Source organism: Herbiconiux sp. A18JL235 (genome assembly GCF_040939305.1).
Lineage (GTDB): Bacteria > Actinomycetota > Actinomycetes > Actinomycetales > Microbacteriaceae > Herbiconiux.
Map to the genome: position 1 here is coordinate 2664153 of NZ_CP162511.1, position 26631 is coordinate 2690783.

At 71.2% G+C, this 26631-nt stretch carries 24 protein-coding genes; 9 read left to right on the plus strand and 15 right to left on the minus strand.

Annotated features, from left to right (window positions below; genetic code table 11):
- The first annotated feature begins 45 nt into the window (after positions 1-45).
- Both ABFY20_RS12450 and ABFY20_RS12455 read left to right on the plus strand, forming a co-directional pair.
- The gene (locus ABFY20_RS12450) at positions 46-1011 is read left to right on the plus strand and encodes a RimK family alpha-L-glutamate ligase (RefSeq protein WP_368496567.1); all 966 of its coding nucleotides are present in this window, start codon (positions 46-48) and stop codon (positions 1009-1011) included.
- Positions 1008-2063 carry an LLM class flavin-dependent oxidoreductase gene (locus ABFY20_RS12455; protein WP_368496568.1) on the plus strand — a complete coding sequence of 352 codons (1056 nt, stop codon included), beginning with the start codon at positions 1008-1010 and terminating at the stop codon, positions 2061-2063. The genes ABFY20_RS12450 and ABFY20_RS12455 overlap by 4 nt, the downstream gene beginning before the upstream one ends.
- Before the next feature lie 73 nt (positions 2064-2136).
- On the opposite strand, the gene ABFY20_RS12460 is transcribed toward ABFY20_RS12455, so the two are convergent.
- From ABFY20_RS12460 to ABFY20_RS12475, 4 genes are read right to left on the minus strand one after another with little or no spacing between them, the layout of a single operon-like run.
- The gene (locus tag ABFY20_RS12460) at positions 2137-2904 is read right to left on the minus strand and encodes an SDR family oxidoreductase (RefSeq protein ID WP_368496569.1); all 768 of its coding nucleotides are present in this window, start codon (positions 2902-2904) and stop codon (positions 2137-2139) included.
- A 55-nt stretch (positions 2905-2959) separates the two neighbouring features.
- A complete protein-coding gene (locus ABFY20_RS12465) occupies positions 2960-3754 on the minus strand; it encodes an SDR family oxidoreductase (protein WP_368496570.1) in 795 nt (264 codons plus the stop codon).
- On the minus strand, positions 3751-4671 hold the full coding sequence (locus ABFY20_RS12470; protein ID WP_368496571.1) for a class II aldolase/adducin family protein: 921 nt from the start codon (positions 4669-4671) through the stop codon (positions 3751-3753). Before ABFY20_RS12470 ends, ABFY20_RS12465 begins: the two co-directional genes overlap by 4 nt.
- Positions 4668-6284 (minus strand): rhamnulokinase family protein, encoded by a 1617-nt coding sequence (locus tag ABFY20_RS12475; protein ID WP_368496572.1) that lies wholly within the window; start codon positions 6282-6284, stop codon positions 4668-4670. Before ABFY20_RS12475 ends, ABFY20_RS12470 begins: the two co-directional genes overlap by 4 nt.
- A 108-nt stretch (positions 6285-6392) precedes the next feature.
- On the opposite strand from ABFY20_RS12475, the gene ABFY20_RS12480 reads away from it, so the two are divergent.
- On the plus strand, positions 6393-7154 hold the full coding sequence (locus tag ABFY20_RS12480) for a DeoR/GlpR family DNA-binding transcription regulator (protein WP_368496573.1): 762 nt from the start codon (positions 6393-6395) through the stop codon (positions 7152-7154).
- A gap of 28 nt (positions 7155-7182) precedes the next feature.
- Here the strand turns inward: ABFY20_RS12480 and ABFY20_RS12485 are convergent, their stop codons facing one another.
- The 3 genes from ABFY20_RS12485 to ABFY20_RS12495 are packed head-to-tail and all read right to left on the minus strand — an operon-like array spanning position 7183 to position 10777.
- Positions 7183-8253, minus strand: coding sequence for a 1-phosphofructokinase family hexose kinase (locus ABFY20_RS12485; protein ID WP_368496574.1), 1071 nt, complete (start codon positions 8251-8253; stop codon positions 7183-7185).
- Positions 8250-9257: a DeoR family transcriptional regulator gene (locus ABFY20_RS12490; RefSeq protein WP_368496575.1), complete on the minus strand. Its 1008-nt coding sequence runs from the start codon at positions 9255-9257 to the stop codon at positions 8250-8252. Before ABFY20_RS12490 ends, ABFY20_RS12485 begins: the two co-directional genes overlap by 4 nt.
- Complete coding sequence (locus tag ABFY20_RS12495; RefSeq protein WP_368496576.1) at positions 9254-10777, minus strand: FGGY-family carbohydrate kinase; 1524 nt, start codon at positions 10775-10777, stop codon at positions 9254-9256. The genes ABFY20_RS12490 and ABFY20_RS12495 overlap by 4 nt, the downstream gene beginning before the upstream one ends.
- 153 nt (positions 10778-10930) lie before the next feature.
- Between ABFY20_RS12495 and ABFY20_RS12500 the strand changes: the two genes are divergently transcribed.
- Positions 10931-11758, plus strand: coding sequence for a DeoR/GlpR family DNA-binding transcription regulator (locus tag ABFY20_RS12500; RefSeq protein ID WP_368496577.1), 828 nt, complete (start codon positions 10931-10933; stop codon positions 11756-11758).
- The gene (locus tag ABFY20_RS12505) at positions 11755-12576 is read left to right on the plus strand and encodes a class II fructose-bisphosphate aldolase (protein WP_368496578.1); all 822 of its coding nucleotides are present in this window, start codon (positions 11755-11757) and stop codon (positions 12574-12576) included. Before ABFY20_RS12500 ends, ABFY20_RS12505 begins: the two co-directional genes overlap by 4 nt.
- 119 nt (positions 12577-12695) lie before the next feature.
- On the opposite strand, the gene ABFY20_RS12510 is transcribed toward ABFY20_RS12505, so the two are convergent.
- The 5 genes from ABFY20_RS12510 to ABFY20_RS12530 all read right to left on the minus strand — a co-directional run bounded on the left by ABFY20_RS12510 (position 12696) and on the right by ABFY20_RS12530 (position 17935).
- A complete protein-coding gene (locus ABFY20_RS12510) occupies positions 12696-13688 on the minus strand; it encodes an ABC transporter substrate-binding protein (protein WP_368496579.1) in 993 nt (330 codons plus the stop codon).
- Positions 13689-13745: 57 nt separating this feature from the next.
- Positions 13746-14861 carry an ABC transporter permease gene (locus ABFY20_RS12515; protein ID WP_368496580.1) on the minus strand — a complete coding sequence of 372 codons (1116 nt, stop codon included), beginning with the start codon at positions 14859-14861 and terminating at the stop codon, positions 13746-13748.
- Positions 14861-15619: an ATP-binding cassette domain-containing protein gene (locus tag ABFY20_RS12520; protein WP_171704335.1), complete on the minus strand. Its 759-nt coding sequence runs from the start codon at positions 15617-15619 to the stop codon at positions 14861-14863. Before ABFY20_RS12520 ends, ABFY20_RS12515 begins: the two co-directional genes overlap by 1 nt.
- A gap of 70 nt (positions 15620-15689) precedes the next feature.
- Entirely contained in the window at positions 15690-16742 is a 1053-nt protein-coding gene (locus ABFY20_RS12525; protein ID WP_368496581.1) for a class I mannose-6-phosphate isomerase, read from the minus strand.
- Positions 16742-17935 carry a substrate-binding domain-containing protein gene (locus ABFY20_RS12530; protein ID WP_368496582.1) on the minus strand — a complete coding sequence of 398 codons (1194 nt, stop codon included), beginning with the start codon at positions 17933-17935 and terminating at the stop codon, positions 16742-16744. Before ABFY20_RS12530 ends, ABFY20_RS12525 begins: the two co-directional genes overlap by 1 nt.
- 221 nt (positions 17936-18156) lie before the next feature.
- Between ABFY20_RS12530 and ABFY20_RS12535 the strand changes: the two genes are divergently transcribed.
- Entirely contained in the window at positions 18157-19347 is a 1191-nt protein-coding gene (locus ABFY20_RS12535) for an HAD-IA family hydrolase (RefSeq protein WP_368496583.1), read from the plus strand.
- 280 nt (positions 19348-19627) lie between these two features.
- Here the strand turns inward: ABFY20_RS12535 and ABFY20_RS12540 are convergent, their stop codons facing one another.
- On the minus strand, positions 19628-21169 hold the full coding sequence (locus ABFY20_RS12540; RefSeq protein ID WP_368496584.1) for a mannitol dehydrogenase family protein: 1542 nt from the start codon (positions 21167-21169) through the stop codon (positions 19628-19630).
- A gap of 252 nt (positions 21170-21421) precedes the next feature.
- Between ABFY20_RS12540 and ABFY20_RS12545 the strand changes: the two genes are divergently transcribed.
- On the plus strand, positions 21422-22150 hold the full coding sequence (locus tag ABFY20_RS12545; protein ID WP_368496585.1) for an SDR family oxidoreductase: 729 nt from the start codon (positions 21422-21424) through the stop codon (positions 22148-22150).
- A gap of 88 nt (positions 22151-22238) precedes the next feature.
- Positions 22239-23231, plus strand: a complete 993-nt coding sequence (locus ABFY20_RS12550) for a LacI family DNA-binding transcriptional regulator (protein ID WP_368496586.1) — start codon at positions 22239-22241, stop codon at positions 23229-23231.
- 109 nt (positions 23232-23340) lie between these two features.
- Here the strand turns inward: ABFY20_RS12550 and ABFY20_RS12555 are convergent, their stop codons facing one another.
- Positions 23341-24489, minus strand: a complete 1149-nt coding sequence (locus ABFY20_RS12555) for a Gfo/Idh/MocA family protein (RefSeq protein ID WP_368496587.1) — start codon at positions 24487-24489, stop codon at positions 23341-23343.
- Positions 24486-25382: a class I fructose-bisphosphate aldolase gene (locus tag ABFY20_RS12560; RefSeq protein ID WP_368496588.1), complete on the minus strand. Its 897-nt coding sequence runs from the start codon at positions 25380-25382 to the stop codon at positions 24486-24488. Before ABFY20_RS12560 ends, ABFY20_RS12555 begins: the two co-directional genes overlap by 4 nt.
- Positions 25383-25527: 145 nt before the next feature.
- Here ABFY20_RS12560 and ABFY20_RS12565 point away from each other — a divergent pair, with 145 nt between their 5' ends.
- On the plus strand, positions 25528-26631 hold the full coding sequence (locus ABFY20_RS12565; RefSeq protein WP_368496589.1) for a carbohydrate kinase family protein: 1104 nt from the start codon (positions 25528-25530) through the stop codon (positions 26629-26631).

Consider the following 26631-nt stretch of genomic DNA (forward strand, 5'->3'; position numbering starts at 1 on the left):
ATCCGTGCGACGATCGAAGAACCCGACCACGAGGAACCCCAGCGCATGACACGTCCCACCGCCGACACGCCCGCCGTGCACATCCTCCACGAGAACGAGGAGTGGATTCCCCCGCTCGCCGCCGCACTCGACGCGGCCGGGGTGGCGCACCGCGAATGGCCCCTCACCGGCGGGTCGATCGACCTCTCGGCCGAGCCGCCGCACGGTGTGTTCTGGTCGCGGCTGAGCGCCTCGTCGCACACCCGCGGCCACGAGCACGCGAAGGAGCAGGCCCGCGCGGTGCTGCGCTGGCTCGAGTCGTGGGGGCGCCGGGTGGTGAACGGCAGCCGCGCGGTGGAGCTCGAGGTGAGCAAGGCGGCACAGTACACGGCGCTCCGGGCGGCCGGGTTCGAGGTGCCCCACACCGTCGTCGTGTTCGGCACCGGCGATCTGAAGGCGCGCGCCCGCGAGCTGCCACTGCCCTTCATCACGAAGCACAACCAGGGCGGCAAGGGCCTCGGCGTGCGGCGCTTCGACACCCTCGCCGAGTTCGACGCCTACGTCGACGGGCCGGAGTTCGAGCATCCCGTCGACGGCATCACCCTGCTGCAGGAGTACGTCGTCACTGCGGCGCCCTTCGTCACCCGGGCGGAGTTCGTGGGCGGCCGGTTCGTCTACGCGGTCGAGGTCGACACCTCGGCGGGCTCGTTCGAGCTGTGCCCCGCCGAGGCCTGCGCGGTGCCCGAGCCCGGGGCGGTGGCGGAGCCTGCCGGTCTGTTCCGTGAGCGCGTGGAGGTGTCGGCCGAGCATCCGCTCGTCGTCGCACTCGAGGCCTTCCTGGCCGAGCAGGGAGTCGAGGTGGCCGGCGTGGAGTTCTTCGAGACCGCCGACGGGCGCACGCTCCCCTACGACATCAACACCAACACGAACTACAGCCCCGACGTCGAGGCGGTGACGAGCCGGTCTGCAGCGGCCGCGCTCGCCCGGTTCCTCGGCGCGGAACTCGCCGCGGTCTCGGCGGTCGCAGCATGAGATTCGGCTACTGGACGCCGATGTTCGGCGGATGGCTGCGCAACGTCGACGACGAGGGAACGCCGCTGACCTTCCCGCACCTCGCCGAGATCGCTCGCGCCGCAGAAGCGGGCGGGTTCGACCTCACACTGGTGCCGGAGCTCAACCTCAACGACATCCGCGGGTTCGCCGGCCCCACCTTCGACGCGTGGGCGACGACCACCGCGCTCGCCGCCGTCACCTCGACCCTCGAGCTCATGGTGGCGCTGCGACCGAGCTACCACCCGCCGGCCCTCACGGCGAAACAGGCGGCGACCATGCAGGCCGTCGCCGAAGGGCGGCTCACCCTCAACGTCGTGTCGGCGTGGTGGGCCGAGGAGGCGCGGCAGTACGGCGTCGAGTTCCGGGAGCACGACGACCGTTACGCCCTCACCGCCGAGTACGTCGAGGTGCTGCGGGGGCTGTGGAGCGAGACCCCGTACACCCACCACGGCGACCACTTCACGCTCGACGGCACCTATCTCGAACCCAAGCCCGAGGTCGTACCGCTGGTGTACGCGGGCGGCGAGAGCGAGGCGGGCCGCACGGCGATCGCCGGGTTCGCCGACGCCTACCTCACCCACGGCGGCACCGTCGACGAGCTCGCCGCGAAGATCGCCGACATGCGGCGCCGTCGCGCCGAGGCGGGGCGCGAACCGTTCGAGCGCTTCGGCATGGCGGGCTTCGCGATCGTGCGCGACACCGAGGCGGAGGCCCAGGCCGAGCTCGACCGCATCACGGATGTGCGCCACGGCGCCGCCTATGAGTCCTACCAGGACTTCGTGAGCAAGTCGCAGCTCGACACCCGCGTCGACCTCAAGGACTACTCGGTCTCGAACCGCGGCCTCCGCCCCGGCTTCGTGGGCACGCCCGGGCAGGTGGCTGAGCGCATCCTGGAGTTCGAGGCGGTGGGCGTCGACACGCTGCTGCTGCAGTTCTCCCCCGCCCTCGAGGAGCTGCAGCGCTTCGGTGAGCAGGTCATCCCGCTGGTGCGCGCGGGCCGCGGGCGCGGCGGCGCGGGGGCTCGCGCCTGATCGACCCGTCACGATCCGCCCCCTCCTGCCGCGGTAGGGGCGGATCGTGACGGGTCGACGGTCAGAGACGCCCTCAGACCGCTGTGTAGCCCCCGTCGATGACGAGACTCTGCCCGGTGAGGTACGACGACGCATCCGAGGCCAGGTACACGACGAGCCCGTGAAGGTCTTCCGGTTCGCCCATGCGACCGGCGGGGATGGTGCCGATCCACCGGGCGGCGAGGTCGGGGTTCGCCTCGGTGAACTCGCGGGTCATGTCGGAGAGGAAGTACCCCGGGGCGATGGCGTTCACCCGGATGCGCGAGGGCGCCCACTCGACGGCCAGCGACGCCGCGAGATGGCTGACCGCTGCCTTCGAGGAGTTGTACGAGGCCTGGAACTGCGGCTGGTTCACGATGAACGCCGACATCGACGAGATGAACACCGCCGACGAGGGGATGCCTGCAGCGAGCGCCCGGCGGGCGAACGACTGGGCGGCGAAGAAGGTGCCGTCGAGGTTCACCGCCAGCACCTTGCGCCAGGTCTCCGGCGCGACGTCGACGCTGTCACCCCAGATCGTGATGCCGGCGGCGGTCACGAGCAGCGACGCCGTGCCGAGTGCTGACTCGGCCTCGCCGAACACCGCGTCGAGCGCGACGCTGTCGGTGACGTCGACGACGTAGCCGCGGGCCTCGACCCCGAACCGGGCGGCGAGCCGTTCGGCCGACTGCTCCACCGCGGGCAGCAGGTCGACGAGTGCGACGTTCACGCCCTGGCCCGCCAGCGCCGTCGCCAATGAGTAGCCGAGGCCTCGGGCGCCTCCGGTCACGACCGCGGTGCGGCCCTTCAGATCTTCGAACATCACGTCTCCTTCGTCGAGTTCGTCGCTGTCATGGTCGTCGGCCGGTTCGGCCGGCTCAGATTTCCTGGTCGGTCGGCAGGATCACGAGGTCGCGGATGGTCACGTGCCGCGGCCTCGTGAGCATGAACAGCACGGCTTCGGCGACGTCCTCCGAACGGATGCCCGTGCGATCGCCGACCTTCTGGTCGACCCCGTCGGCACCCTCGGCGAAGCCCCACAGCTCGTTGAGCACGACCCCGGGCCCGATCGCCCCGGCACGAACGCCCGTGCCCACGAGTTGGCGGCGCAGTGTGTGCACGAACGACTGGGTCGCGTGCTTCGTGGCCGAGTAGACCGGCTCCCAGTGGATGTCCTGGTGACCCGAGACCGAGCTCGTCACCAGCACGTCGCCGGAGCCCTGCTCGATGAGGCGCGGCAGCGCCGCACGCACGGTCGCCATCGCCCCGAACACGTTCACCGAGACCAGCTGCTCCATGGTGCCCGGGTCGGTGTCGGCGAAGTCGCCGCCGATGTACAGGCCCGCGTTCGCGAGCACGTCGTCGAGTCGTCCGAACTCGTCGACGGCGACCCGCACGGCCTCGACCGAGACTGAGTAGTCGGCGACGTCACCCGCGACGACGCGGGTCTCCCCGGGCAACGTGTCGGCGACCTGGCGCAGGCGATCCTCGGAGCGCCCCACCAGAACGAGCTTCGCACCCTCGGCCGAGAGCGCCTGCGCGTAGGCGCGGCCGATGCCCGAGCTGCCGCCGGTGATGAGCGCGACGCGCCCGGCGAGGCTGCCCGAGCCGCCGGCGTGGGCCGCGTGAGCCGCGTGGGCCGCGGCGGGGTCGTCGTGGGCGAGAGGGCTCATCGGTCGGCTCCGTTCGAGAGGGCGGTGGTGCGGGAGGGCACGGATGCTGGTGCCGCGTCGTTGCGGGCGGGTTTCGATGCCGACGCCAGCGCGGCGCGGCGAAGCAGCTCGTCGGGGCGGGTGTCGATGCGGGCCACCTGGGCGTCGTCGAGGAACACCGGACCGCCCGCAGACAGCGTGTGCAGCAGCACGGTCGCGACCTTCACGGCCATCTCGGTGATCTGCAGCACCTCGGCGGTGCTCGCGCCGAGCGCGAACATGCCGTGGTTGGCGAGGTAGACGACCTTGGGAACCGAGCCCGTCGAGGCGACACGCTCGCGCAGCATCCGTCTCACCTCTCTGGCGAGTTTCAGCCCGGGGTCGATGTAGGGCACCAGCAGCGGGTCGGTGCCGAGCACCACGATCTGGTCGGGGAAGAGGGAGCCCGCCACGAGGAGCGGCGCCTGCGGTGAGCAGAGCAGCCCGTTCACGGGAATCGGATGCGTGTGCCCCACTGCCTCGACACCGGGGAGATCGAGACAGACGGCGTGGAGGAGGGCCTCGACGGAGGGGCGGCGGCCACCGTCGGACGCCGCGGAGAAGAGCTCCCGCACGGCCTCGTCGTCGGCGGCGTCGGCGGCTGCGGCGTCGGCGGCTGCTGCGTCGTCGGCTGCATCCGCATCCGCATCCGCGGCAGACGCGTCGACCAGGGCGAGAACCTCGGCGATGCGCACCTCGACGAAGTCGTCGGGTACCGCGATCGCCATCGACGCCCCCGAGGCCTTCACGAGCATGCTGCCGCTGTCGCCGCCGAGGGCGACCGAGGTGTTGCCCTCGGCGAGTACCGCCCACGCGCGGTCGGGGCGGCCGAGCTCACGCGAGAGCTCGGTCAGCGCGGCGAGTGCCTGGTCGCGGGTGGCGGGGGTCGGGGTGGTCACGAGACGGTGGTCCTTTCGGAGCGGTCGACGACGAAGGGGCGGTCGGGCTCGTAGCGGGCGGTCACTCCCCCGGCGTCGCCGCCGGCCGCGTACACCGCCTCGAGATCGGCGAACTCCCCTGCGGCGACGAGCTGCACCGCGAGGTTGCCGAAGGCCGATGCTTCGGCAGGGCCCGCCACGACGGGCAGCCCTGCGAGCTCGGCGGTGCGGCGGCACAGGAGCTCGTTCTGCGAGCCACCGCCCACGATGCGCACCGAGACGAGTGGTTCGCCGAGCACTGTGCCGAATGAGCGTGCCGTCTCGGCGTAGGCGACGGCGAGGCTCTCGATGATGCTCCGCACCGTGCCGATGCGGCCCTCGGGCGCGACACCGCCCGCTTCCGCGCAGAGCTGGGCGATGCGCTGGGGCATGGCGCCGGGCGCCACCAGCCGCGGGTCGCCCACGTCGAACACCGGCGCTCCGAGGTCGTCGCGTGCGGCGGCCTCACGCACGAGAGCGACTGGGTCGAGCATCCGCCCGTCTTCCTCCGACCACTCGCGCACGCACTCCACCAGCAGCCACATGCCCGAGAGGTTGCGCAGCAGCAGGGTCTGCTCGCCGACACTGCGCTCGTTGGTGAGGTCGGCGGCCAGTGCGGACTCGTCGAGCTGCGGTGCGGCGAGACTCACCCCGGCCACAGACCAGCTCCCGCTCGAGACGAGCAGCTGCCCGTCGCCCGGCGTCGCGAACGCGAGCGCCGATGCCGTGTCGTGACCCGCCACGCGATAGACGGCGACCGGATGCTCGACACCCAGCCGTCGCGAGATGTGCGGAAGCGTGTACCCGGCGAGGCTGCCGGCATCCGCTGGCTCGGGGAACGTGAACGAGCCGAGACCCCACGCCTCGATGAGCTCGCGCGACCACTCACCGGAGCGCGCCTCCAGCAGCTGGGTGGTGGAGGCGATCGTGCGTTCGGCGCCGAGCGCACCGCTCAGCAGCCACACCCAGAGATCGGGCACGAGCACGACGGTGCCGGAGGCGCGGGTCTCGTCGCGCGAGAGCGCGGCGGCACGGAGTCGGTACGAGGTGTTGATGGTCTGCGGAGGAACGCCGCTGACGGCGTACGACCGACGTGGAGCGACGACGGCGTCGGCGTCGGCCGGGGCGCCCGCGGGCGCCCCACGGTAGTGCTCGACGGTGCCGTCGAAGCGGCCGGCGGCGTCGAGGAGCCCGTAGTCGACGCCCCAGCTGTCGATGCCGATGCCGGCGAGCTCGCGTCCGTGCTCCCGGGCGACGGATGCGGCGATCGCGAGGCCGTCGAGGGTCGCCTCGAACAGACGCTCGGCGTCCCACCGCAGCGTCTCACCGCTCGCGAGCGAGGAGGGGAGCGGGCCGTTGGGGAAGCGGTGCACCTCGAGCATGCGCACCCGGCCGGGCTCGGGGTTGGTGGCGGCGCGGTGGGTGACGCCCGCGCTCGTTCCGTGCGCGCCGGAGGCCGCGCCGGCCCTGCGAGAGGTGGAGCTGCCGTCTCCTGCGTCGGCGGCGCCGCTGCCGCGCTCGACGAAGCCGAGCATCACCCGCCCGCTCGACGCGCCGAGGTCGACGGCGGCGTAGGCAGCGTGCGGTGCGGGCATGTCACATCCTCGTGAGCGCGGAGCGATGAATGTTATTTCGTGTGAAATGTAGCATTGCCGCACAACATCCGGCAAGGTGGTGTCGAGATCTCGAGCGGAGGAACGCGCATGGCACTCAAAGGAACCCTCGACGGCGAGACCCGCCGCGCCGCCCTCCTCGACCTCGCGAGCGAACGCGGCGGCCTCCACCTGTCGGAGGCGGCGCAGTTGTGGGGCGTGCATCCGATGACCATCCGGCGCGACTTCGAGGTGCTCGAGAGCATCGGGCGGGTGCGGCGGGTGCGGGGCGGGATCGTGCCGGTGGAGGCCGACGCCTTCGGTGCCCGGCAGGGGCGCAACCTGCGGGCGAAGGAGCGCATCGCCGAGAAGATCGTGCCGCTCCTGCCCGACGGAGGGGCGGTCGGACTCGATTCGTCGACGACCGCCTACGTCCTTGCCGACGCGCTCCCCGCCGACAGTCGCTTCACCGTGGTGACCAACGGTCTCAGCGCCTTCGAGTCGCTCGCGCGGCTCGGCGGCGTGCGCGCGTACCTCACCGGCGGCGAGCGCGAGGAGCAGAACCTCAGCCTGGTGGGCGCGCTCACGCTCTCGGCGTTCGGCGCCTTCCACTTCGACGCGAGCGTCATCTCGGCGCTCGGTGTGCACGGCGAGAGCGGCACCAGTGAGAGCACCCTCGCCCAGGCCGCCGTGAAGGATGCGATGGCCCGGGCTTCCGCGACGGTGATCCTCGCCGTCGACTCGACGAAGCTGCAATCGCGAGCGCGCGTACGTGCCCTCACCCTCGATCGCATCGACACCCTCGTCACCGACCTCGACCCCGCCGACGAACGCCTCGACCCCTATCGCGAACTCGTGGGCCGCATCCACTGAGCGCGGGCCGCCCCGCGCACCCTGGTCGCTAGGGGGTGGCGGGCTCGCGGAGGGGGGTGGTGGGGTCGGGGTCGAGGTCGAGGGTGGCCGTGGGTGCGGCGGTGATCGAGGAGAGGAGCGTGGTGGGTTGCATCACCGCGTGGGCACCCCACGATGCCGCGAGGAGCAGGCCTGCCGCGACATCGGGGAGCGCGGTGGGCCTGCGCGGGGAGGCCGCTCCGAGCAGCCCTGCGCCGAGACCGACTCCGGCGGCGGGTGGGCCTGCCCCTTCGCCCAGGGCGCCGACGAGGAACCCGGCGAGCGATGCGTCACCCGCTCCTGCCGTGTTCACCACGGTGGCGGGTGCGTGGGCGCGGAGCACCCCGCTCGCCGAGACGGCGAGCGCCCCGTCAGACCCCATGCTCACGTAGACGATGTCGCACCCCGCGTCGTGGAGGCGGAACGCCGCATCGGCGACGTCGCCGATGGTGCGCAGCTCGCGGCCCGTGAGTTCTGCGAGCTCGTGCGTGTTGGGCTTCAGGAGGGCCACCGGGGCGAGGTCGTCGACCACCCGACGCAGCGACGCGCCCGCGGTGTCGACGGCGACCCGCACCCCGCGATCTGCCGCGCGGTGCACGACGTCGAGAAAGGGCACGGGTTCACCGCTGCCGGCGAGCGCCGGGATCGACCCCGACACCACGAGCCATTCGGCGTCGAGCCGATCGAGCTCGCGCTCCGTGCGCGCGGCGATTCTGCCCCAGAGCGCCGGCTCGACGGCGACCGGCGACTCGTTCACCTTCGTGGTGGTGCCGCTCGCATCGAGCAGCGTGGTGTTCACCCGGGTGCGCCCGGTGTCGGGTACGCCTGCGAGCAGGTGCTCGAACCCGCCCTCCCGGGCGAGCGCCTCGCCCTGGGCGCCGAGCGCGAGCACGGCCGCCACCGGCACCGGCGACAGCGCCACAGCCCTCGCCACGTTCACGCCCTTGCCGCTCAGTTCAGTGGTCACCTCGAGCGCGCGGTTCACGTCTCCGAGTTCGAGTGCCTCGACCCGGTAGGTGAGATCGATGGCCGGCGCGGGTGTGAGGGTCACGATCCCGCGCCGGGGAGCTCGGGCGCTCATGCCGCTCTTCCTGCCATGACCAGGTCGATGCCCCGTTCTCGCAGCTCACCGGCCAGTTGCCGGCTCCGGTCTGACACCTCGTCGTGCGCGGGGCGGCCGTCATGTCTGGGCATCTCATCGCTCACCGGCTCTCCGTCGGCAGCGCCGGCGAGCGCGAACGGATGCGCGACCACGGTGTCGACGGCGGACAGCGGCAACGAGGTCAGCCACGCCGACGACGATCCGTGCGCACTCCGATGCACGCCCGGATAGACCAGCACCACCCGCTCGGCCGAGGTCGCAAGTGCCTCCGCCAGAGCCGCCGCCTCGGGATCGGTGGCGAGAACGGCGCTTCCTGGCAGTCCTTGCCCTCCGTCGAACACCGCCATGGCGAGGCGGAGGCCCTCCGCGCCGCTTCTGGCCCACGGCCCCTCGGTCGCTCCGTCGACGCCGACACGCCCGCCGAGCAGATGCACCTCACCCGGGTCTGACGACTCGGCGGCGGCGAGCGCCACCGGCACCGACGCGGTCAGGATGGTGAGCCGCCGTTCCTCGCGGAGGCGTGAAGCGATCGCCTCGCTCACCGGCCCACCGTCGAGGTAGAGCGCCCCGGCGTCGGGCAGCAGCTCGACGACGGCGGCGGCGACCTCTCCGACCCGGCGATGCGCCTCCGCCGTCTCCGCCGGAGACCCGCTCGCGCCCGCGCCCGCAGACGCAGCCGCAGAGCGGATCGCCACGGCGACGCCCGCCGCGTCGGCGGTCACGAAGTCGACCGGCCCCAGACGCAGGTTCGTCTCGGGGTCGGCACCCAGGTCGGCCGGCACGGCACCTCCGTGAGCCCGGAGCAAGGCACCCGCTGCCTCGAGCGCGCTGAGGTCGCGCCGCACGGTCTCCTCGGCGACGTCGAGCGAGCGGGCGAGCTGCGCCACCTCGACCCGCCCGTGCTGAGCGAGCTCGCTGAGGATGCTTTCCCGCCTCCGCCGGACGGTGCTTCCGAGGCCGCTCGCCCTTCCGAGGCCGCTCACCGCCCGGCCTCCGAAGACACGGCGGCCCGCGCACGCCACCACGGCGTGAGCGCCGCGGTCGCTTCGTCGAACGACCGGATGACCCCGGCCCAGTAGGCCGCCGACTCCTCGGTCGGCAGGACAGGCGACGACCGTTCGACGAGCTCCTGAGCCGCCGACACCGACTCGAACACCCCGACGGCCGCCCCCGCGACGGCAGCGGCACCGAACGCCCCCGCTTCCTCGTTCTGCACCACGACGACCGGCGAGCGCAGCGCGTTGGCGACGAGTTGCACGTAGAGGGGCGCCCGGGCGATGCCTCCGCCGAGCACGACGGGCTGCTCCCAGTCGAACCTCTCACCGAGCGCCCTGGTGTGCCAGACGTGCATGAGCGCGATGCCTTCGAGTGCGCCTCGCAGCACGTGGGCGGGCGTGTGCCATCCTCGCACTCCCGCGAGAGCCGCCGAGCTGTCGGCGCCGAGCGGCGAGTCGACGAGGAAGGGCAGCACGAGCGGCACCTGCTCCTCGGGGTCGAGCGCCGCGGCCTCGGCGAACAGGAGGTCGCGGGCCGCGTCGTCATGTGCCCCGAGCATCCGCAGCACCCAGTTGAGGGCAGGCGACGCGGTCGCGGAGGTCGACATCGCGATGCGCAGCTCGGGCGTGATCGAGAGCCTCGACTGCCACCGCGGGTCGACGTCGTCGCGCGTGGTGGTGACGCCGTTGGTGCTGAACGACCCGGCGACGATCGCGAGCCGCCCGGGCTCGAGCGCCCCCATGCCGATCGCGGCAGCCTGCACGTCGTGCAACCCGGCGACGACCGGCGTGCCGACCGTCAGCCCGGTCGCTGCCGCAGCCTCAGGGAGCACCGCACCCACGACGTCTCCGCTCGGGTGCAGTGGCGGGAGAAGGCGCATCAGCGAGTCGGGCAGCCCGTAGGCCTCGACGATCTCCCCGCTCCATTCCGCTGTCGCCGTGTCGAGGAACGATGCCGTCGCGTCGGAGTAGTCGGTGGCGATGACGCCGGTGAGCCGCAGCCGGATGACGTCTTTGCAGAACAGCATCGCATCGGCGCGAGCGATGCGTTCGGGGTCGTGCTCGAGCAGCCACCGCAGCAGGTTGCCGGCCGCGCCGGGAGTGGGCTCCTGGCCTGAGCGGCCGAGCACCACGCGCATCCGCTCCTCGTCGGCGGCGAGCTGCGCGGCTTCGACGTGCGCGCGCGAGTCCATCGCCGTGATCGCCGGGCCGACCGGGGTGCCGTCGGCCGAGACGAGGTGGAGCCCGTCGCCGTGGCCGGTGATGCCGACCGCCGCGATGGAAGCGGGATCGACGCCCGAGGCGGTGACGGCCTCGGAGATCGCTCCGGCGGCCGCCGCCCACAGCGCGTCTTGCGACCGCTCGGCGAAGCGGGGGACCTCGCGGTCGACCGGGCTCGACCGACGCCCCACCCCGACGGGGCGCAATGACTCGTCGTGCACGACGGCCTTGACGGCGGTCTGGCCGACGTCGACGCCGAGCAGGTGTCGGGGGCCGGGTGCGGGCATGGTGTGCTTCTTCCTCACGAGGTGGGACGACGAGGCCTCCGGATGCCCGAAAGCGTCGGTTTCGATCAGCTTACCCACCCAATCCCACATTTCACTAGCCCGAATCGTCGTCGATCGGATAGAATCGGGCCGTCTCGATCGATCGGCGGAGCCATGATGTACCCAGCGGAGCGACACGCCGCGATCCTCGACGCCGCCCGTCGCACGGGCGGCGAGGTGTCCGTCCAGCACCTCGTCGAGCTCCTCGAGGTGACCCCTGAGACCGTGCGGCGCGACCTCGGCGCCTTGGAGCGACGAGGGCTGCTCCGCCGTCGGCATGGAGGCGCGGTGCTCACTGCACGGGCGCCGTTCGAGAGCCCCCTCTCCCTCCGCGGGCTCGCCGAGTCGGCCGAGCGCCGCGCCGTCGCCGAGGCCGTTGTCGCCGTGCTGCCCGAGGAGGGCTCCGTGCTGCTCGACTCCGGCACGATGACGCTCGAGATCGCCCGAACGCTCGCCGCCCGAGCGACGGGCGGCTCCCTCCTCGTCGTCACCACGAGCCTGCCGGTCGCCCTCCTGCTCGCGAGGCACCCTCGCCTCGACGCACTGCTGCTCCCCGGCCGGGTGCGCGCCGTCACCCAGGCCGTGGTGGGCGCCGCCACCGAGCAACGCCTGACCGAGCTCCAGGTCGACGCCGCCGTGCTCGGCGCCAACGGTGTCACCCCCGGGCGCGGCGCGTTCACCACCGTGCCTGAAGAGGCCGCCGTGAAAGAACGGATGCTCGGCGCGGCCGGCCACCGCATCCTCGCCGTGCTTGCCTCCAAGTTCGACAGCCCGTCGTTCAGCCGCTTCGCCACCCTCGACCGCTTCGACACCGTCGTCACCGACACGAGGCTCGACACCGAACTCGCCGCTCGCGTCGAAGACGACGGTCCCGAACTCGTTCTCGCCGGGGAGCATCCCGGCAGCCGCTCCACCTCCATCCCGAAGGGAATCCACGTATGAGCCTCGTCTCCACCGGCGACATCCTCGATCATGAGCGCTCCGTGCTGGCGTTCAACGTCATCCAGCTCGAGCACGCCGAGGCGATCGTCGCCGGGGCCGAGGCCGCGGGCCGGCCGGTCGTGCTGCAGATCTCGGAGAACGCGGCGAAGTACCACGGAGGTCTCGCCCCGATCACCCGGGCGAGTCTCGAGGTCGCGGCGGCGGCATCGGTCGAGGTGGCCGTGCACCTCGACCACGCCGAAGACGAAGCCCTCGTCTGGGAGGCCATCGAGCTCGGCGCCACCTCGGTGATGTTCGACGCGGCGACACTCCCCTACTCCGAGAACGTCGCCCGCACCGCGGAGGTCGCGCGCCGAGCGCATGCTCATGGGGTGTGGGTCGAGGCCGAGCTCGGCGCGATCGGCGGCAAGGGCGGCGCCCACACCCCGGGCGTGCGCACCGATCCCGCCGAGGCGGTCGCGTTCGTCGAGGCCACCGGCGTCGACGGTCTGGCGGTGGCGGTCGGCAGCTCCCATGCGATGACCTCGCGGAGCGCCTCGCTCGACTTCGACCTCATCGCCGAGCTCGCCGCGGCGGTTCCCGTACCCCTGGTGCTGCACGGCTCGAGCGGCGTGAGCGATGCCGACATCGTCACCGCCCTCGAGAACGGGATGCGCAAGATCAACATCTCGACGCACATCAACGGTGTCTTCACCCGCGCGGTGCGCGAGGCTCTCGACGCCGACCCGGCCCTCGTCGACCCTCGCAAGTACTTCGCCCCGGCGCGCGCCGCCGTCGCCGTCGAGATCACCCGCCTGCTCGGCACCCTCACCCCCTGAGAGGTCGAGCCCCCTGAGAGATGACGTGCCGGCAGTGGAGCGCTACGGGCCGCTCCCACCCGGCACAAGGTGAAGGCCCGGCCGCGACAGCGACCGGGCCTTCATCAGGTGCAACTAACTCAGCACTTGCTCTGGTAGACCGCGTCGGCGCCCTCGCCGTCCAGGTTGTCCTGGGTGATGACGGTGAAGCCGGTCTGGATCTCCTTCTCGGTCGACTCGCCCTTCAGCGCCTTGATGGCCTGCTCGACGCCGTCCTTGCCGATGGTGGCGGGCTCCTGAGCGACGAGCGCCTGCACGACGCCGTTCTTCAGCTGCTCGACCTGGGCGGGGCCGGCGTCGAAGCCGACGACGGTCACGTCACCCTGCTTGCCTGCCTGCTGCACGCCGGTGGCGGTGCCCTCGGCGGCGAACAGGTTGGCGGCGAAGATGCCGACGATGTCGGGGTCCTTCTGCAGCGCGGCGGTCACGATCTCGGCAGCGGTGGCCGGCTCGTTGTGGCTGTACTGGATGCCGAGGAACTCGAAGTCGCTGTCGGCCTCGACGGCCTCCTGGAAGCCTTCGGCACGAGCATCCGAGGTGGAGATGCCCGGGTCGATCGAGACGACGAGCACCTTGCCGCCGTCGGGGTGTGCTTCCTTGATGGCGTCGAACGCCGCGGCTCCGCCGCCCTTGTTGTCGGAGGCGATCGCCGACACCGCGAACGAGGGGTCTTCGACGGTGGTGTCGACGAGCACGACCTTGATGCCGGCGTCGGCAGCTGCCTGCAGCGGGGCCTGCATGGCCGAGACGTCGGTCGGGGCGACGAGCAGCGCGTCGGGCTTGGAGGCGACGACGGAGTCGATCAGCGGCTTCTGGAGGGTCGGGTCGAACTTCTCGGGGCCCTGCGTGGTGACGGTGGCGCCGGCGTCCTTGGCCGCTGCCTCGATACCGCACTGCATCGAGATGTAGAACTCGTCACCCGCGACGCCCTGCACGAAGGAGATCTTGTAGTCTCCGTCGCCGCCGGCCGCCGAGGTGCTGTCGGTGCTGCCCGAGCTCGAGCAGCCGGTGAGGAAAAGCGCCGCCGTGCCCGCGAGTGCGAGGCCGGTGAGTGCTGTCTTCTTCCACATCATTGTGATTCCTTCTCTTTTCTGGTGTTGGTGCTTGAGGTGATTCAGGTGCGGGGTTTCCTACTGCTTCCTGCTGGCGAAGAGATGTCGCCAGAGGCTCGATGATCCGCCGCGCGCACCTGCGGCACGGCGAACCTGGTCGATGTACACCGCGATGATCAGCACGGCTCCGACAGCGACCTGCTGCCAGAACGGCTGAACCCCGGTGATGACGAAGCCGTTCTGGAGCACGGCGGGGATGAAGAGGCCGACGACGGTTCCGAAGATGCCACCGTAGCCGCCGAACAGCGACGTTCCGCCGATGACGACGGCAGCGATGACGTTGAGGTTCGTCTGCGACTGGCCGGCGATGGCTGTCGTGCTGAACTGCGACAGCGACAGGATGCCCGCGAGACCGGCAAGACCGCCCGACAGCGCGTAGACCTTGATGAGGTGGCTGTCGACCTTCACGCCGACCCTGCGTGCCGCCTCTTCGCTGGAGCCCACGGCGTAGGTGTAGAGACCGAACTTCGTCTTGTGCAGCACGACGGCACCGATGACCACGACGACCAGGGCGATCACCGAGATGATCGGGACGGCGCCGAACACGTTGCCGTAGCCGATGCTCGTCGTGAGCACGGAGGGCACCTGGCGGATGTCGACACCGCCGGTGAGGATCTGCGCGAGACCGAGCGCCATGCCGAGGCTACCGAGTGTCACGATGAGCGGCGGCACCTTGGCCTTGGCGATGAGGAAGCCGTTGAAGGTACCCCACAGCAGCCCCACCACGATCGAGACGACGATGCCGACCGTGGCGGTTCCCCAGTCGTCGCCGCCCATCGCCCTCATCACCATCGCCGAGACGACGCCGGAGAACACCAGCACCGAGCCGACCGAGAGGTCGATGCCCGAGGTGATGATGATGAACGTCATGCCGACGCCGAGCACGGCGAGGATCGAGGCGTTCTGCACCACGAGCCGCAGGTTCGAGAACTGGGCGAAGGTGTCGGGGGCCATGATGCTGAAGATGATCACGATGACGATCAGCACCAGGAAGATCTGGAACGACTGCGCCTTGAAGATGCGCTTGAGCGGCGTCTCCTTCTGCTCTGCGGCCATGATCGACGTGGTCTCGGCACCGTATTCGGGGCCGAACTCGGCCTTCTTGATGTCTGTCTGCTTGATGTCGTCGCTCATCACACGTTCCTCGTGGTCGCGCCGGTCATCAGCCCGACGAGCTCTTCCATGTTCGTGGTCTTGGTGTCGATGTTCGCCACGCGGTGTCCGAGCCGGAGCACCTGCACCCGGTCGGAGACCTCGATGACGTGGGGCATCGAGTGGCTGATGAACACGACGGCGATGCCCTGGTCGCGCACCCGCCTGATGGTCTCCAGCACGTTCTTGGTCTGGCGGACGCCGAGGGCGGCGGTGGGCTCGTCGAGGAAGACGAGCTTCTTCGCCCAGTGCACGGCGCGGGCGATGGCGATCGCCTGGCGCTGACCACCCGACATCGAGCCGACGGGGCTGGTGAGCGAGCGCACGGTGGCGCCGAGCTCGTCGAAGGCGCGACGCGAGTCGAGTGCCATCGCCTTCTTGTCCATGAAGCCGAAGGCTCCACCGATCCCTGAGCGCATGATCTCGCGGCCGAGGTACATGTTCTGCACGGGGTCGAGGTGCGGGGCGAGGGCGAGGTCTTGGTAGACCGTCTCCATCCCCATGGCGCTCGACTGGGTGGGCGAGGTGATCTCGACCTTCTTGCCCTCGAACAGGATCTCTCCCGAGTCGACGGCGAGGTTCCCCGAGAGGGCCTTGACGAGGGTCGACTTGCCGGCACCGTTGTCTCCGATGAGTGCGGTGACCTCGCCGGGGTAGGCGACGAAGTCGGCGTCATCGAGCGCGCGGACATGGCCGAACTGGCGTGAGAGCCCGCGGGCCTCGAGCACGGGTGTGGTCATCGTGCTTCCCTTCCTTCCTGGCCGTCCTCGGCCTGAGCTGGGTGTTCGGTGGTGGTGGAACCCGGCTGCATCATCGGATGCCTCCGGTGAGAGTGGAGGGCCAGCCCGCACCGGGCTCGGCCACGAGGATGCTGCCCTCGCCCCGCACGCGCCACGGCCCGAACGAGGCCGGGACGGCGAACACCTGTCCCGAGCGGTACTCGACCTCGTCGCCGGTGTCGGCGACGAGCGAACCCGACCCTTCGAGTACCAGGGCGACGCCGAAGCCGGAGGGAACCGGGGTCTCGTTCCCCGCATCCGGTGCGGCGAGGAACAAGCGGAAATAGGGGTCGGCCTCGGCCGACAGCAGGCTGCGGGCGGAGGCGCCGCGGGCCGAGAGGTCGTTGCGCGTGACGAGGGAGGCGAGCGCCGACTCGTCGAGCCGGTCGACCGACACCGCGGGCATCACGGTGTCGAAGCCCAGGTCGAGGTGCGACTCCTCCCGGGTCGAGGTCGTGACCGACCACTCCAGCACGATCGAGAAGTCGGTGGGTTCCTGCACCTCGGCGACGAAGATGCCGCCGTCGATCGCGTGCACCGTGCCGGCGGGCACCAGCACGCCCATGCCCCGCTCCACCTCGATGCGGTTCATGTGGTCGAGCATCCACTCGGAGTCCTGCGCGTCACGACGGCGGTCGAGCTCGTCGCGGTCGACTGCCTCCTTCCAGCCCAGATGCACGGCGGCACCGGCATCGGCTTCGAGCACGAACCAGGCCTCGGTCTTGCCGTAGGGGCAGTCGAGGTGGCTCGCCGCGAACCCACGGTCGGGGTGCACGTGCACGGGGAGGCGCTGACCGGCGTCGAGGAGCTTCACCAGGATGCCGGTGTCGCTCGCATCCGCCGCGTCGGCGTGGTGCTCCCCCACCCAGGCGGCGGGGTCGGCGATGACGAGGTCGCGCAACAGGTCGCCGTCGACGGTACGGGCGAGCCCGACATCGCCGGCGCCGGCGCGCGAGACGGTGGCCGCGAGCCACTCCTCGGGCTGGCGCTCGGAGGTCTGCTCGATGCCGCGGAGGGCGGCGATGCGGCCCCCACCGAGGTAGAAGTGGTCGATCAGGTTGGGGGCGAGCGGTGTGGGTTTCATCAGGCTTCTCCTCCAGCGGTGGTGATGAGTGCGGGGGCGGGAGCAGGGGCGATCACGGATGCGCCGGCTGGCTGGGCGGAAACGGTGACCGAGCGGGACGGCCGGATCGCCGACACGGGGACGCCGGCAGAGGCGGCCCCCGATTCCGTCGCCCTTGCAGCATCCGGTGCGGCTTCGACGGGCTCCCGGCCCGCGACCGGAGCCGCGATCTCGCCCGAGCCGCGCTGCAGGAGGGCGGTCGGGACGATCCACTCGCGAGGCTCGTTCGATGCCGCCTCGCGGAGGGCGAGGAGCCGCTCGATCGCCGCGTTGCCGATGAGGAACGGGTCTTGGTCGATGCAGCTCACGGCCGGGCGGAGCACGTCGGCGAAGGAGAAGTCGCCGAAGGCGATCATCGCGACATCGGTGCGGTGGCTGTGATGCAGCGACGCGGTCAGCCCGATCGCCGCCTTGGTGTTCGAGGCGAAGAACGCGGTGGCGGGCCGGTCGAGGCCGAGCAGCCGCTGCGTCTCGGCCTGGTAGGCGAGCGAGCCGTCGATGGTCGACGAGACCAACTCGGGGTCGAACGGGATGCCGGTCTCACGCAGCACGTCGAGGTAACCGCTCATGCGGCGGTGGATGGTGGAGAAGCGCTCGTCGCGATCGAAGAAGGCGATGCGCTCGTGGCCGAGGTCGACCAGCTGCTGGACGGCGAGCGCGGTCGCGCCGCGGTCGTCGACGACGACACTGTCGAAACCGACCCTCGAGCGGTCGACGGCGACGAGCGGGGTGACGGCGCGGTAGGGGTCGAGGTACGGATGCTCGCCTGCGACCGGCGCGAAGATGACGCCCGCCACCTGGTGGCCGGCCACGAAGCTGAGCAGCAACTCGCGCTCGCGTTCGGCGTCGAGCGTCGACGAGGCGACGAGGACGTTGAGCCCCTCTTCGAGGGCGCGGCTCTCGATGGCGCTCACCAGTGCGGCGAAGAACGGGTCGGCGAGCGAGTCGATGACGACGCCGATGGCCCCGCCCGTGCCCGATTTGAGAGAGCGCGCCGCGGTGTTCGGCACGTAGCCGAGGGCCTGGATGGCGTGCAGCACGCGAGCCCGGGTCTCGGGGTGCACCGACTCCTCGGCATTGACCACCCGCGAGACGGTCTTGATGCTGACGCCGGCGCTCGCGGCGACGTCTTTGATGCCCGGCCGGCGGATCATGCGATCACCTCGGCGAGAGCAGGGTACCCAGTCGTGCGGAGCATCTGCGCTCACCTCCTTGACAGCGTTGTCATGCCTGGAGGGATCCGGATTCCCGAACCCCGTCGTTCTCGTGTTCGCCTATACTGACCACAGAGCGACAACGTTGTCAAGCGGCGTCGATGTCTCGATTTGGTAACCAACCCATCACGGCAGGCCTCTCGGGCCGTCGAGCCAGGAGCATGATGAACATCGTTGTCTCAGGACCGGCCGGCAGCGGCAAGAGCACGCTCGCCGTCGAACTCGCGCGCGCACTGGGTGCAGCGCTGCTCGACCTCGACACGATCACCAATCCGGTGCTCGAGGCGATGACCCCGACCCTTCCCGCCGGAACGCACTGGAACGCCCCGGAGCTCCGCCCCGTCGTCCGTCCCGCCCGCTACGCCGCGCTGCGGGCGGTGCTGGCCGACCAGGTTCGGGCGGGTGTCGACGCGGTGCTTGTAGCGCCCTTCACCGCCGAGCTTCAGGGTGGAACCGAGTGGCGGGAGCTCGTCGACGCCGCCGGCGGCGAGCCGGCCGTCGTCTGGCTGCGCGCCTCACCCGAGCTGCTCGCCGAACGCCGGCGCATCCGCTCGGCCGATCGCGACGCGCACATCGTGGACTCCCCCGCCGACTCCGCTCCGCGCGTGCCCCACCTCGTCGTCGATGCATCCCTCACCACAGGCCAGCAGCTGTCCTCGGTGCTGCGGAGGCTGGGCGGCGGGCGGCAGCTTCCCGTCTCGTCACCGGTGTTCGCGCGCACCTTCGCCGCCGCGCTGTTCGACCTCGACGGCACGCTCATCGACTCGACTCCCGCGGTGAACCGCTCCTGGGAGCAGCTCGGTCGCGAGTTCGGACTCACCCTCGACCTCATGGCGGCGGGGCACGGGCAGCCCGCGGCCCAGGTGATCGCCGCGCTCTTCCCGCCCGAGCACGCCGAGGCGGCACTCGCACGTGTCACCGAGATCGAAGCCGACGAGCTCGACGACGTCATCGCGCTCGACGGCGCGGCGGCGCTGCTCGACTCCCTCCCCGACCCGCAGCGGGCGATCGTGACGAGCGGAACCCGTCTCATCGCCGGCAACCGGGTGGCCGCGGCCGGGCTCTCGAGCCCCGCCGTCTTCGTGACGTTCGACGATGTGACTCGGGGCAAACCACATCCCGAGCCGTACCTGCTGGCCGCGTCGCGGCTCGGCGTCGACCCCGCCGAGTGCGTGGTCTTCGAAGACGCCCCCGCGGGCCTCGCCGCCGCCCGCGCTGCCGGATGCGCGACGATCGCCATCGCCGGAACCCACGACGCCGCCGACCTCGACGCCGATCTCGTCATCGACGGCCTCTTCCAGCTCCGCGCCCTCCCCGAGGCGGGCGGCGGCTTCCGCCTCGCACCCGCGTAGCGCGCGCCGCGGCGCGCCTCGTGGCCGCTGCGCGCCCCGCGCCCCGCGTGCGCTGCGCGCCCTGCCGCACTTGGCAGCGCTAAGTGTCCTCATTCCCGCGCCAAGCAGCACTCTGCGCGACCAACCCGACGAGTCGCCCCACCTTGGTCGCACACCCACCCGCGCCGCACCCACCACCCCCGAACTTGGTCGCACAAGGCGTCCCCATTCCCGCGCCAAGGAGCACTTCGCGCGACCAACGCGCGGGCGGGCAGGCGCGCGGGCGGGCGCAGCCCGCGCCTCAGCCGCGCAGCGCCCCGAGTGCGCCGCGGGCGCCGAGCTCCGCGAGGCGCGCCCGCGCGTCCACGAAGGCCGCGCGCAGGCGCGGGTCGGCGCCCAGGTCGCCGAACACGGGTGCGTAGTCGAGGAAGGAGCCGGGGGCATCCTTCTCGCCGGCCACCGCATCCTGGAGCTCGGGCAGCCGACGGTCGACGGGGGTCAGGGTCGAGCCGTCGTCGGCGACGCCCTCGAGAAAGCGGCTCCAGGCGGCGAGCACGAGCACCGAGCGCTCGATCTCCCCGCCCGAGACGAGCTGCGCGCGCACGACCGGGAGCAGGAACTTCGGGATGCGCTCCGACCCGTCGACGATCTGCCGCATGAGCGTGTCGGCGATCGCCTCGCTGCCGAAGCGCCGCATGAGCTCGGCACTGTACTCGTCGAGGTCGACGCCGGGCACCGGGTCGAGCGTAGGTCGCGCCTCGCGCGTCATGTAGCCGAGCAGGAAGTCGGCGAACAGCTCGTCGCGGCACACCTCGTGCACGTACTCGGCTCCGGCCAGCAGGCCGAGGTAGCTCATCGCCTGGTGCGAGGCGTTCAGCAGCCGCAGCTTCATCAGCTCGTAGGGTTCGACCTCGGGCACGATCTGCACACCCACCTCGTCGAACGGCGGGCGCCCTGCCGTGAACGAGTCTTCGAGCACCCATTGCACGAACGACTCCGAGAGCACCGGCCAGCGGTCTTCGATGCCGAACTCGCGTGCCACCCGCTCCCGCGACTCGTCGGTGGTCGCCGGCGTGATGCGGTCGACCATCGAGTTCGGGAAGGCGACCTCGGCGGCGATCCACTCGGCGAGCTCCTGGTCGATGCGCTGCGCGAACGCCAGCACTGCCGCGCGGGCGACCCGCCCGTTGCCCTGGATGTTGTCGCACGACATCACCGTGAACGGCACCTCGCCGGCGGCACGTCGATCGGCGAGACCCCGCACGATGAACCCGAGGGCGCTCGTGGGGACGGGCCGGTCGAGCGGATGCGCGTCGTCGCCACCCTCACCGGTCAACTCCTCCTTGTGCCCCACGAACACGTCCAGGTCGGCGAGGGTCGCCGCATCGCTCGGCTCGAAGGCACCGGTGGCGTCGTTGATGCCGTAGCCGCCCTCGGTGATGGTGAGCGAGACGATGCGGATGGCGGGGTCGCGCAGCGCCTCCACCACCTCCGCCCCCTGCTCGGGCGCGAAGAGGTAGCGCACCAGCGAGCCGATCACGCGGGCCTCGACCTCGCCGGAGGGCGCCGTGGTGACGAGGGTGTAGAGGCAGTCCTGCGCTGTCAGCGCGTCGCGCATCGCCGCGTCGCCCGCGAGCGTGCCCACACCGATGATGCCCCAGTCGCCCGCGCCCCCACCGGCACCCGCCCCGAGCACCCGGTCGACGAACATCGCCTCATGCGCCCGGTGGAACGCCCCCACCCCGAAATGAACGATGCCGGCACGAACCGCACCGCGATCGTAGGGGGGAACCGCGACCGCACTCGCGAGGGAACCGACGGTGCCGGCAGTCAGGATGGTCATCGGTGTCTCCAGTCGACGCAGGGGCGGCACCGCAGCAGCGGGCCGACGATCGGGTGCCGCACGACGGTGTCGCGACGGTCGTCTCGACCGAGACAGTACGCATCCGTCGTCGTCGTGTCAACGCGATGACACCGGTGTCGTGCATTTCCATGACACGGGTGTCATCCGCGTGGATCCGTGGTTATGATGGTGCATCATCTAGGTCGCCGCACCGACGCGGCGACCCACCACTCGACCTGATCGGAACACCCCATGACTGACTTCACCGGACGCACCGTGCTCGTCACCGGCGCCAGCGGCGGCATCGGCGGCGCCGTCGTGCGACACCTCGTCGCAGCCGGAGCCGACGTGCTCGCCTCGGGCCGCAACGTCGAGCAGCTCGAGAGCGTGGCGGCCGCCACCGGCGCCACCCCGCTGCCCTTCGACCTCACGAGCGAAGACAGCATCCGTGAGGCCATCGAGGGCCGGGACATCTGGGGTGTCGTGAACTCGGGCGGCTGGGGCGGCGAGATCGCCACCCCGCAAGACACCGACATCGAGGTGTTCGACAAGGTCATCAGCATCAACGCCCGCGGCTCGCTGCTCGTCACGAAGTACGCCTCGCGTGAGATGATCCGGCAGGGGCGTGGCGGCTCCATCGTGAACATCTCCAGCCAGGCGAGCCTTGTCGGCCTCTCCGGCCACATCTCCTACGGCTCGTCGAAGGCGGCTCTCGACAACATCACCCGCGTCTCGGCGCTCGAGCTCGGCCGGTACGGCATCCGCGTCAACAGCGTCAACCCGACAGTCGTCATGACCCCGATGTCGGCTTGGTACTGGGGCCGTCCCGACATCGAGGGCCCCTTCCTCGAGCAGATGCCGCTCGGCAAGTGGGCGACCGAAGACGACATCGCCGGCCCCGTGGTGTTCCTGCTGAGCGACGCCGCCGGCATGATCACCGGTGTCTCCCTCCCCATCGACGGCGGCTACAGCAGCCGCTGACGACCCACGGATGCCGCCGGCCCGCCGATAGCCTGAGTGCGTCGGCGGGCCTGCGGCATCCGGCACCCCACCATTGACAGGAGCACCCATGGCCACCATGCGCGACATCGCCGCGGCCGCCGGGGTGAGTCTCAAGACGGTGTCACGCGTGCAGAACGACGACCCCCACGTGCTGCCGGCGACACGGATGCGCGTCGAGGCCACCATGCGCGAACTCAGCTATGTGCCGAACGCGCTGGCGACGACGTTCCGCTCCGGGCGGTCGCCGGTGGTCGGTGTGGCGGTGCCCGACATCGTCGACCCGTTCTTCGCCGCGATCGTGAACGCGGTGGAGGAGGCTGCGCTCGCCGAAGACCTCTCGACGCTGGTCACGAGCCTCGGGCACGACCCGGCGCGCGAGCGGCAGGCCCTCGAATCGGTGCTGCGCCGGCAGCTCTCGGGGCTCGTCGTGGCGCCGACCACCACCGATCACGCGTACCTGAAGCCGTGGGCCGAGCGCATCCCCATCGCCTTCGTCGACCGGGCGCCCGGGCGGCTCGTCGCCGACTCGTTCACCCAAGACGACCGGGGCGGGGCACGCCTCGCGACCGCGCACCTCCTCGGGCACGGGCATCGGCGCCTCGGGTTCCTCGGCGACTCCCTCGCCCTGCCCACCGTGGCCGAGCGGCTCGAAGGCTACCGCGAGGCCCTCGCCGAGGCGGGAGTCCCGTTCGACCCCGAGCTCGTCGCACTCGAAGCGGCGACCCGTCCCGGGGCGGCTGCGGCGCTCGAGCGCTTGCGGTCGCCGGCGCTCGGCGTCACCGCGGTGTTCTCGTCGGATGCGCGCTGCACGATGGCCGCCGTTCCGGCGCTCACGGCCGACCCGATCGCGCTCGCCGCATTCGGCGACTTCCCGCTCGCCGACTCGCTGACGCCCTCGATCACGGTGATCGCCCAAGACCCCGCCGAGCTCGGGCGCCTGGCAGCGGCTCGGCTGTTCGAGCGGAGCGCCCACCCCGGCCGGCGGCTGCGCCGCCGCACCGTGCTGCCCGTCACCCTCGTCGAGCGCGACTCCTGCCGGGTGGGCGTCGGAACGGTATGAGAATCGCGCACTCGAGCCTGTAGAGAGCTCGACGCCACGATTCTCATACCGTCCGCGCACGCCCGGCAGCGTGGGGGGCGGGCGGCGCCCCCGCCGACCGCACCCCGCACTACAGAGCGACGGCGCGGTGCTCCTCGTGGGAGGTGATGGCGGCACGGTAGATGCGGTGGGTGAGCGCCGCCTCCTCCGGACGCGCGGCACCGAAGCGGTCGCCCAGCGAGCCGTGGCGTTCGGCGAGGAACACCGCCCACATCTGCAGGATCGAGTCGGAGAACCCCGACTCGAAGATGCCTCCGGTGACCGTCGGCCAGACGGACTGGCTGCCCACGTCGACCTGCTGCCACACCTGCTCGCGGCCGCCGCCCGGGATGTCGCGTACCGCGAACACCTCCACCGACTTCGGGTACTTCGTGCTGAAGCGCACTCCCCCGTCGAGCCCGATCGCCTCGAACTCCCAGGTGTTCTTCTGACCGGGGTCGATGCGCTTGGTCTCCGTGGTGAGCGGGAACAGCACGCCGTCGTGACGGGTCCAGCTGTGCAGCACCGCGTTGTCCCAGGTGTCGCACGGCACCGGTGCGCCGTCGGGGCCGGGGCGCTCCGGCACGATGTTCTGCAGCACGCCGTAGACGGTCTGCGGCACCCAACCGAGACGCAGGGGCACGTGCCAGGCGTGCATCCCGAGGTCGTTCATCACGCCGGCTTCTCCACAGAACTGCGTCTGCCGCTTCCAGTTGATGGGTTTGTGCACATCGAGATCACTCGAGTGCAAGAAACTGTTGCGTGCCGAGACGATGGTGCCGAGCGCCCCCGACCGCACGTAGTCGATGGCGAGCTGGGCGCCCGGGAAGAACGGCATCTCGCTCGAGCACCGCACGAAGCTCTCCGGATGCTCGGCCATCACCGCGAGCACGGCCTCCGCCGCCGCACCGTCGATGCCGAACGGCTTCTCGGCGAGCAGGCTCTTGCCCGCTGCGATGACGTCGCTGTAGATCTTCTCGTGGAGGTCGTGGCGCACGGCCACGTAGACGACGTCGATGCTGTCGTCGGCGAGGAGCTCGTGGTAGTCGGTCACCTTGGTGGTGACGGTGTCGATCTCGTCGAACCAGTCGAGGGCGGCCGGGTTGATGTCGCAGACCGCGGTGAGTCGAGGGCGCACGGGGTGGTCGATGAGAGCGGGCCAGCGCTGGATCGCCGCGGCGATCTCGCGGCCCATCAGCCCGCCGCCCACGATGGCGACGTTCACGCGCTCGGCGCTCATGCCTGCACCCCCTCGGTGGTGGACGTGCCGGAGGTACCTGCCGTGCCGCGTGCCGCATCCGACTCCTCGAGAATCGCCAGCCCCTGCTCGACCGTCGCCCCGTCGTGCAGCACGGCGAGCAGCGCTGCGGTGATGCCGGCCGGGTTCTCGTGCTGCACGATGTTGCGCCCGTACACGATGCCCTGCGCGCCCGCCTCGAGCACGGCGACCGTGCGCTCGAGCAGGGTGCGGTCGTCGACGCGCCCGCCTCCGCGCACGAGCACCGGCACGTCGCCGGCGACCTCGATGACCCGCCCGTACTCCGCCAGGTCGTCGCTCGGGTCGGCCTTGATGAGGTCGGCGCCGAGCTCCACCCCCTGGCGCACGAGGGTGACGATCTTGTCGATGTCGCCGTCGACCATGTAGCCGCCGGCCTTCGAGTTGTCCTGCATGACGAGGGGCTCCACCATCAGCGGCATGCCGTAGCGGGTCGCCTCCCGGCGCAGTTCGAGAATGGAGCGGATGTTCGCCTCGCGCACCTCGGGCCGGCCGGGCAGCTCCATCAGGTTGACGCACACCGCTACCGCGTCGAGCCGCACGGCCTCCTCGATGGCGTGGGGCACGTGGTGGCTGAACAGGGAGGCGTCGAGCGGGTTGCCGTAGACGTTCGCGACGTCGGTGCGGAGCACGAGGCCCGGCTTGTTCTTGCCCTTGTGGGCCTGCAGCTTGCGTGCCTGTCCGATGGTGAGCTGCACCGCGTCGGGCCCGGCGTCGACCAGGGTGCTCACCACAGCATCCATGTTCTCGATGCCGGTGATGAAGGAGCGCTCGCCGAAGAAGCCGTGGTCGACGGCGACGTCGAGCGCACGGCCCGAGCGCGGGTTGAAGAGGCGGTTGAGGCGGTACAGCGTCATTGCGGTGGCTCCAGATCGTGGGAGTTGTCGTCGGTCGGGGTTTTGTCGAACCCCCTCGATGTGTCACAGTAATACCCGTGAGACAACGTTGTCTAGCCGGGATCCCGGCACAAGCCCACACCGGCTCGACGAGGAGGACACGCGCATGAGCGCACACGGCACGATCGTGGTGGCGGGGCACATCTGCCTCGACCTGGCGCCGGAGCTCGGCCCGAGCGCCCGCCTCGACCCGGGGCGACTCATCGACGTGGGCCCCATCGCGCTCTCGCTCGGCGGGTGCGTCGCCAACACCGGCCTGGCACTCGCCGACCTCGGCGCATCCGTGTCGTTGCACTCGACGGTGGGTGACGACGAACTCGGGCGCATCGTCGCCGACACCCTCACCCGGCGCGCCGGGGTGCGGGCCGACCTGCACACGGTCGAGGGGCACGCCACCTCGTACAGCCTCGTGCTCGAACCCGCCGGACACGACCGCACCTTCTGGCACCACACCGGCGCGAACGCGGTGTTCACGGGCGCTCAGCTCGACGTCGGCGATGCCGATCTGCTGCACCTCGGGTACCCGCCCCTGCTTCCGGCGCTTCTCGTCGACGGCGGTGCGCCGCTCGAGGCGGTGCTGACGGCGGCACGGATGCGCGGGGCCACCACCTCGCTCGACCTCGCCGTGGTCGACCCCACATCGGAGGTGGGGGGTGTCGACTGGGAGGCGATCCTGCGGCGGGCGGCGGCGGTGACCGACATCATGAGCCCGAGCCTCGACGACCTCACCTCGGCGCTCGGCCCGGTTCTCGGCATCCCCCCGTTGCCCCCGGCACGCGCGGCGGCGGAGTATGCCGATGTGCTGCTGTCATGGGGGGCGGCGGTGGTCGCGATCTCCGCCGGCTCGGAGGGGCTGCTGCTGCGCACCGCGTCGGCGGCGCGGCTCGCCGAGGGCGGACGGATGCTCGCACCGCTCGCCGATCGTTGGGCCGATGTGTCGCTGCGGGTGCGTCCGCTCACCGTGACACGGGTGGAGACGACCAACGGGGCGGGCGACGCGTCCACCGCGGGGCTGCTGTTCGGGATCGCGCGCGGCGCGACACCCGCCGTGGCGGCGCACCTCGCGACCGCGGCGGCGGCAGCGGTGATCTCGGGGCGGCGGCCGACGCCGGAGGTGATGCGGAGCATCCTGCCGGTGGCCGGCGAGGTGTTCGGCGACGAGTCCACCGGCGCGTCGCGCGGCGCGAGTGGCGTTCGGCCGACACGATGA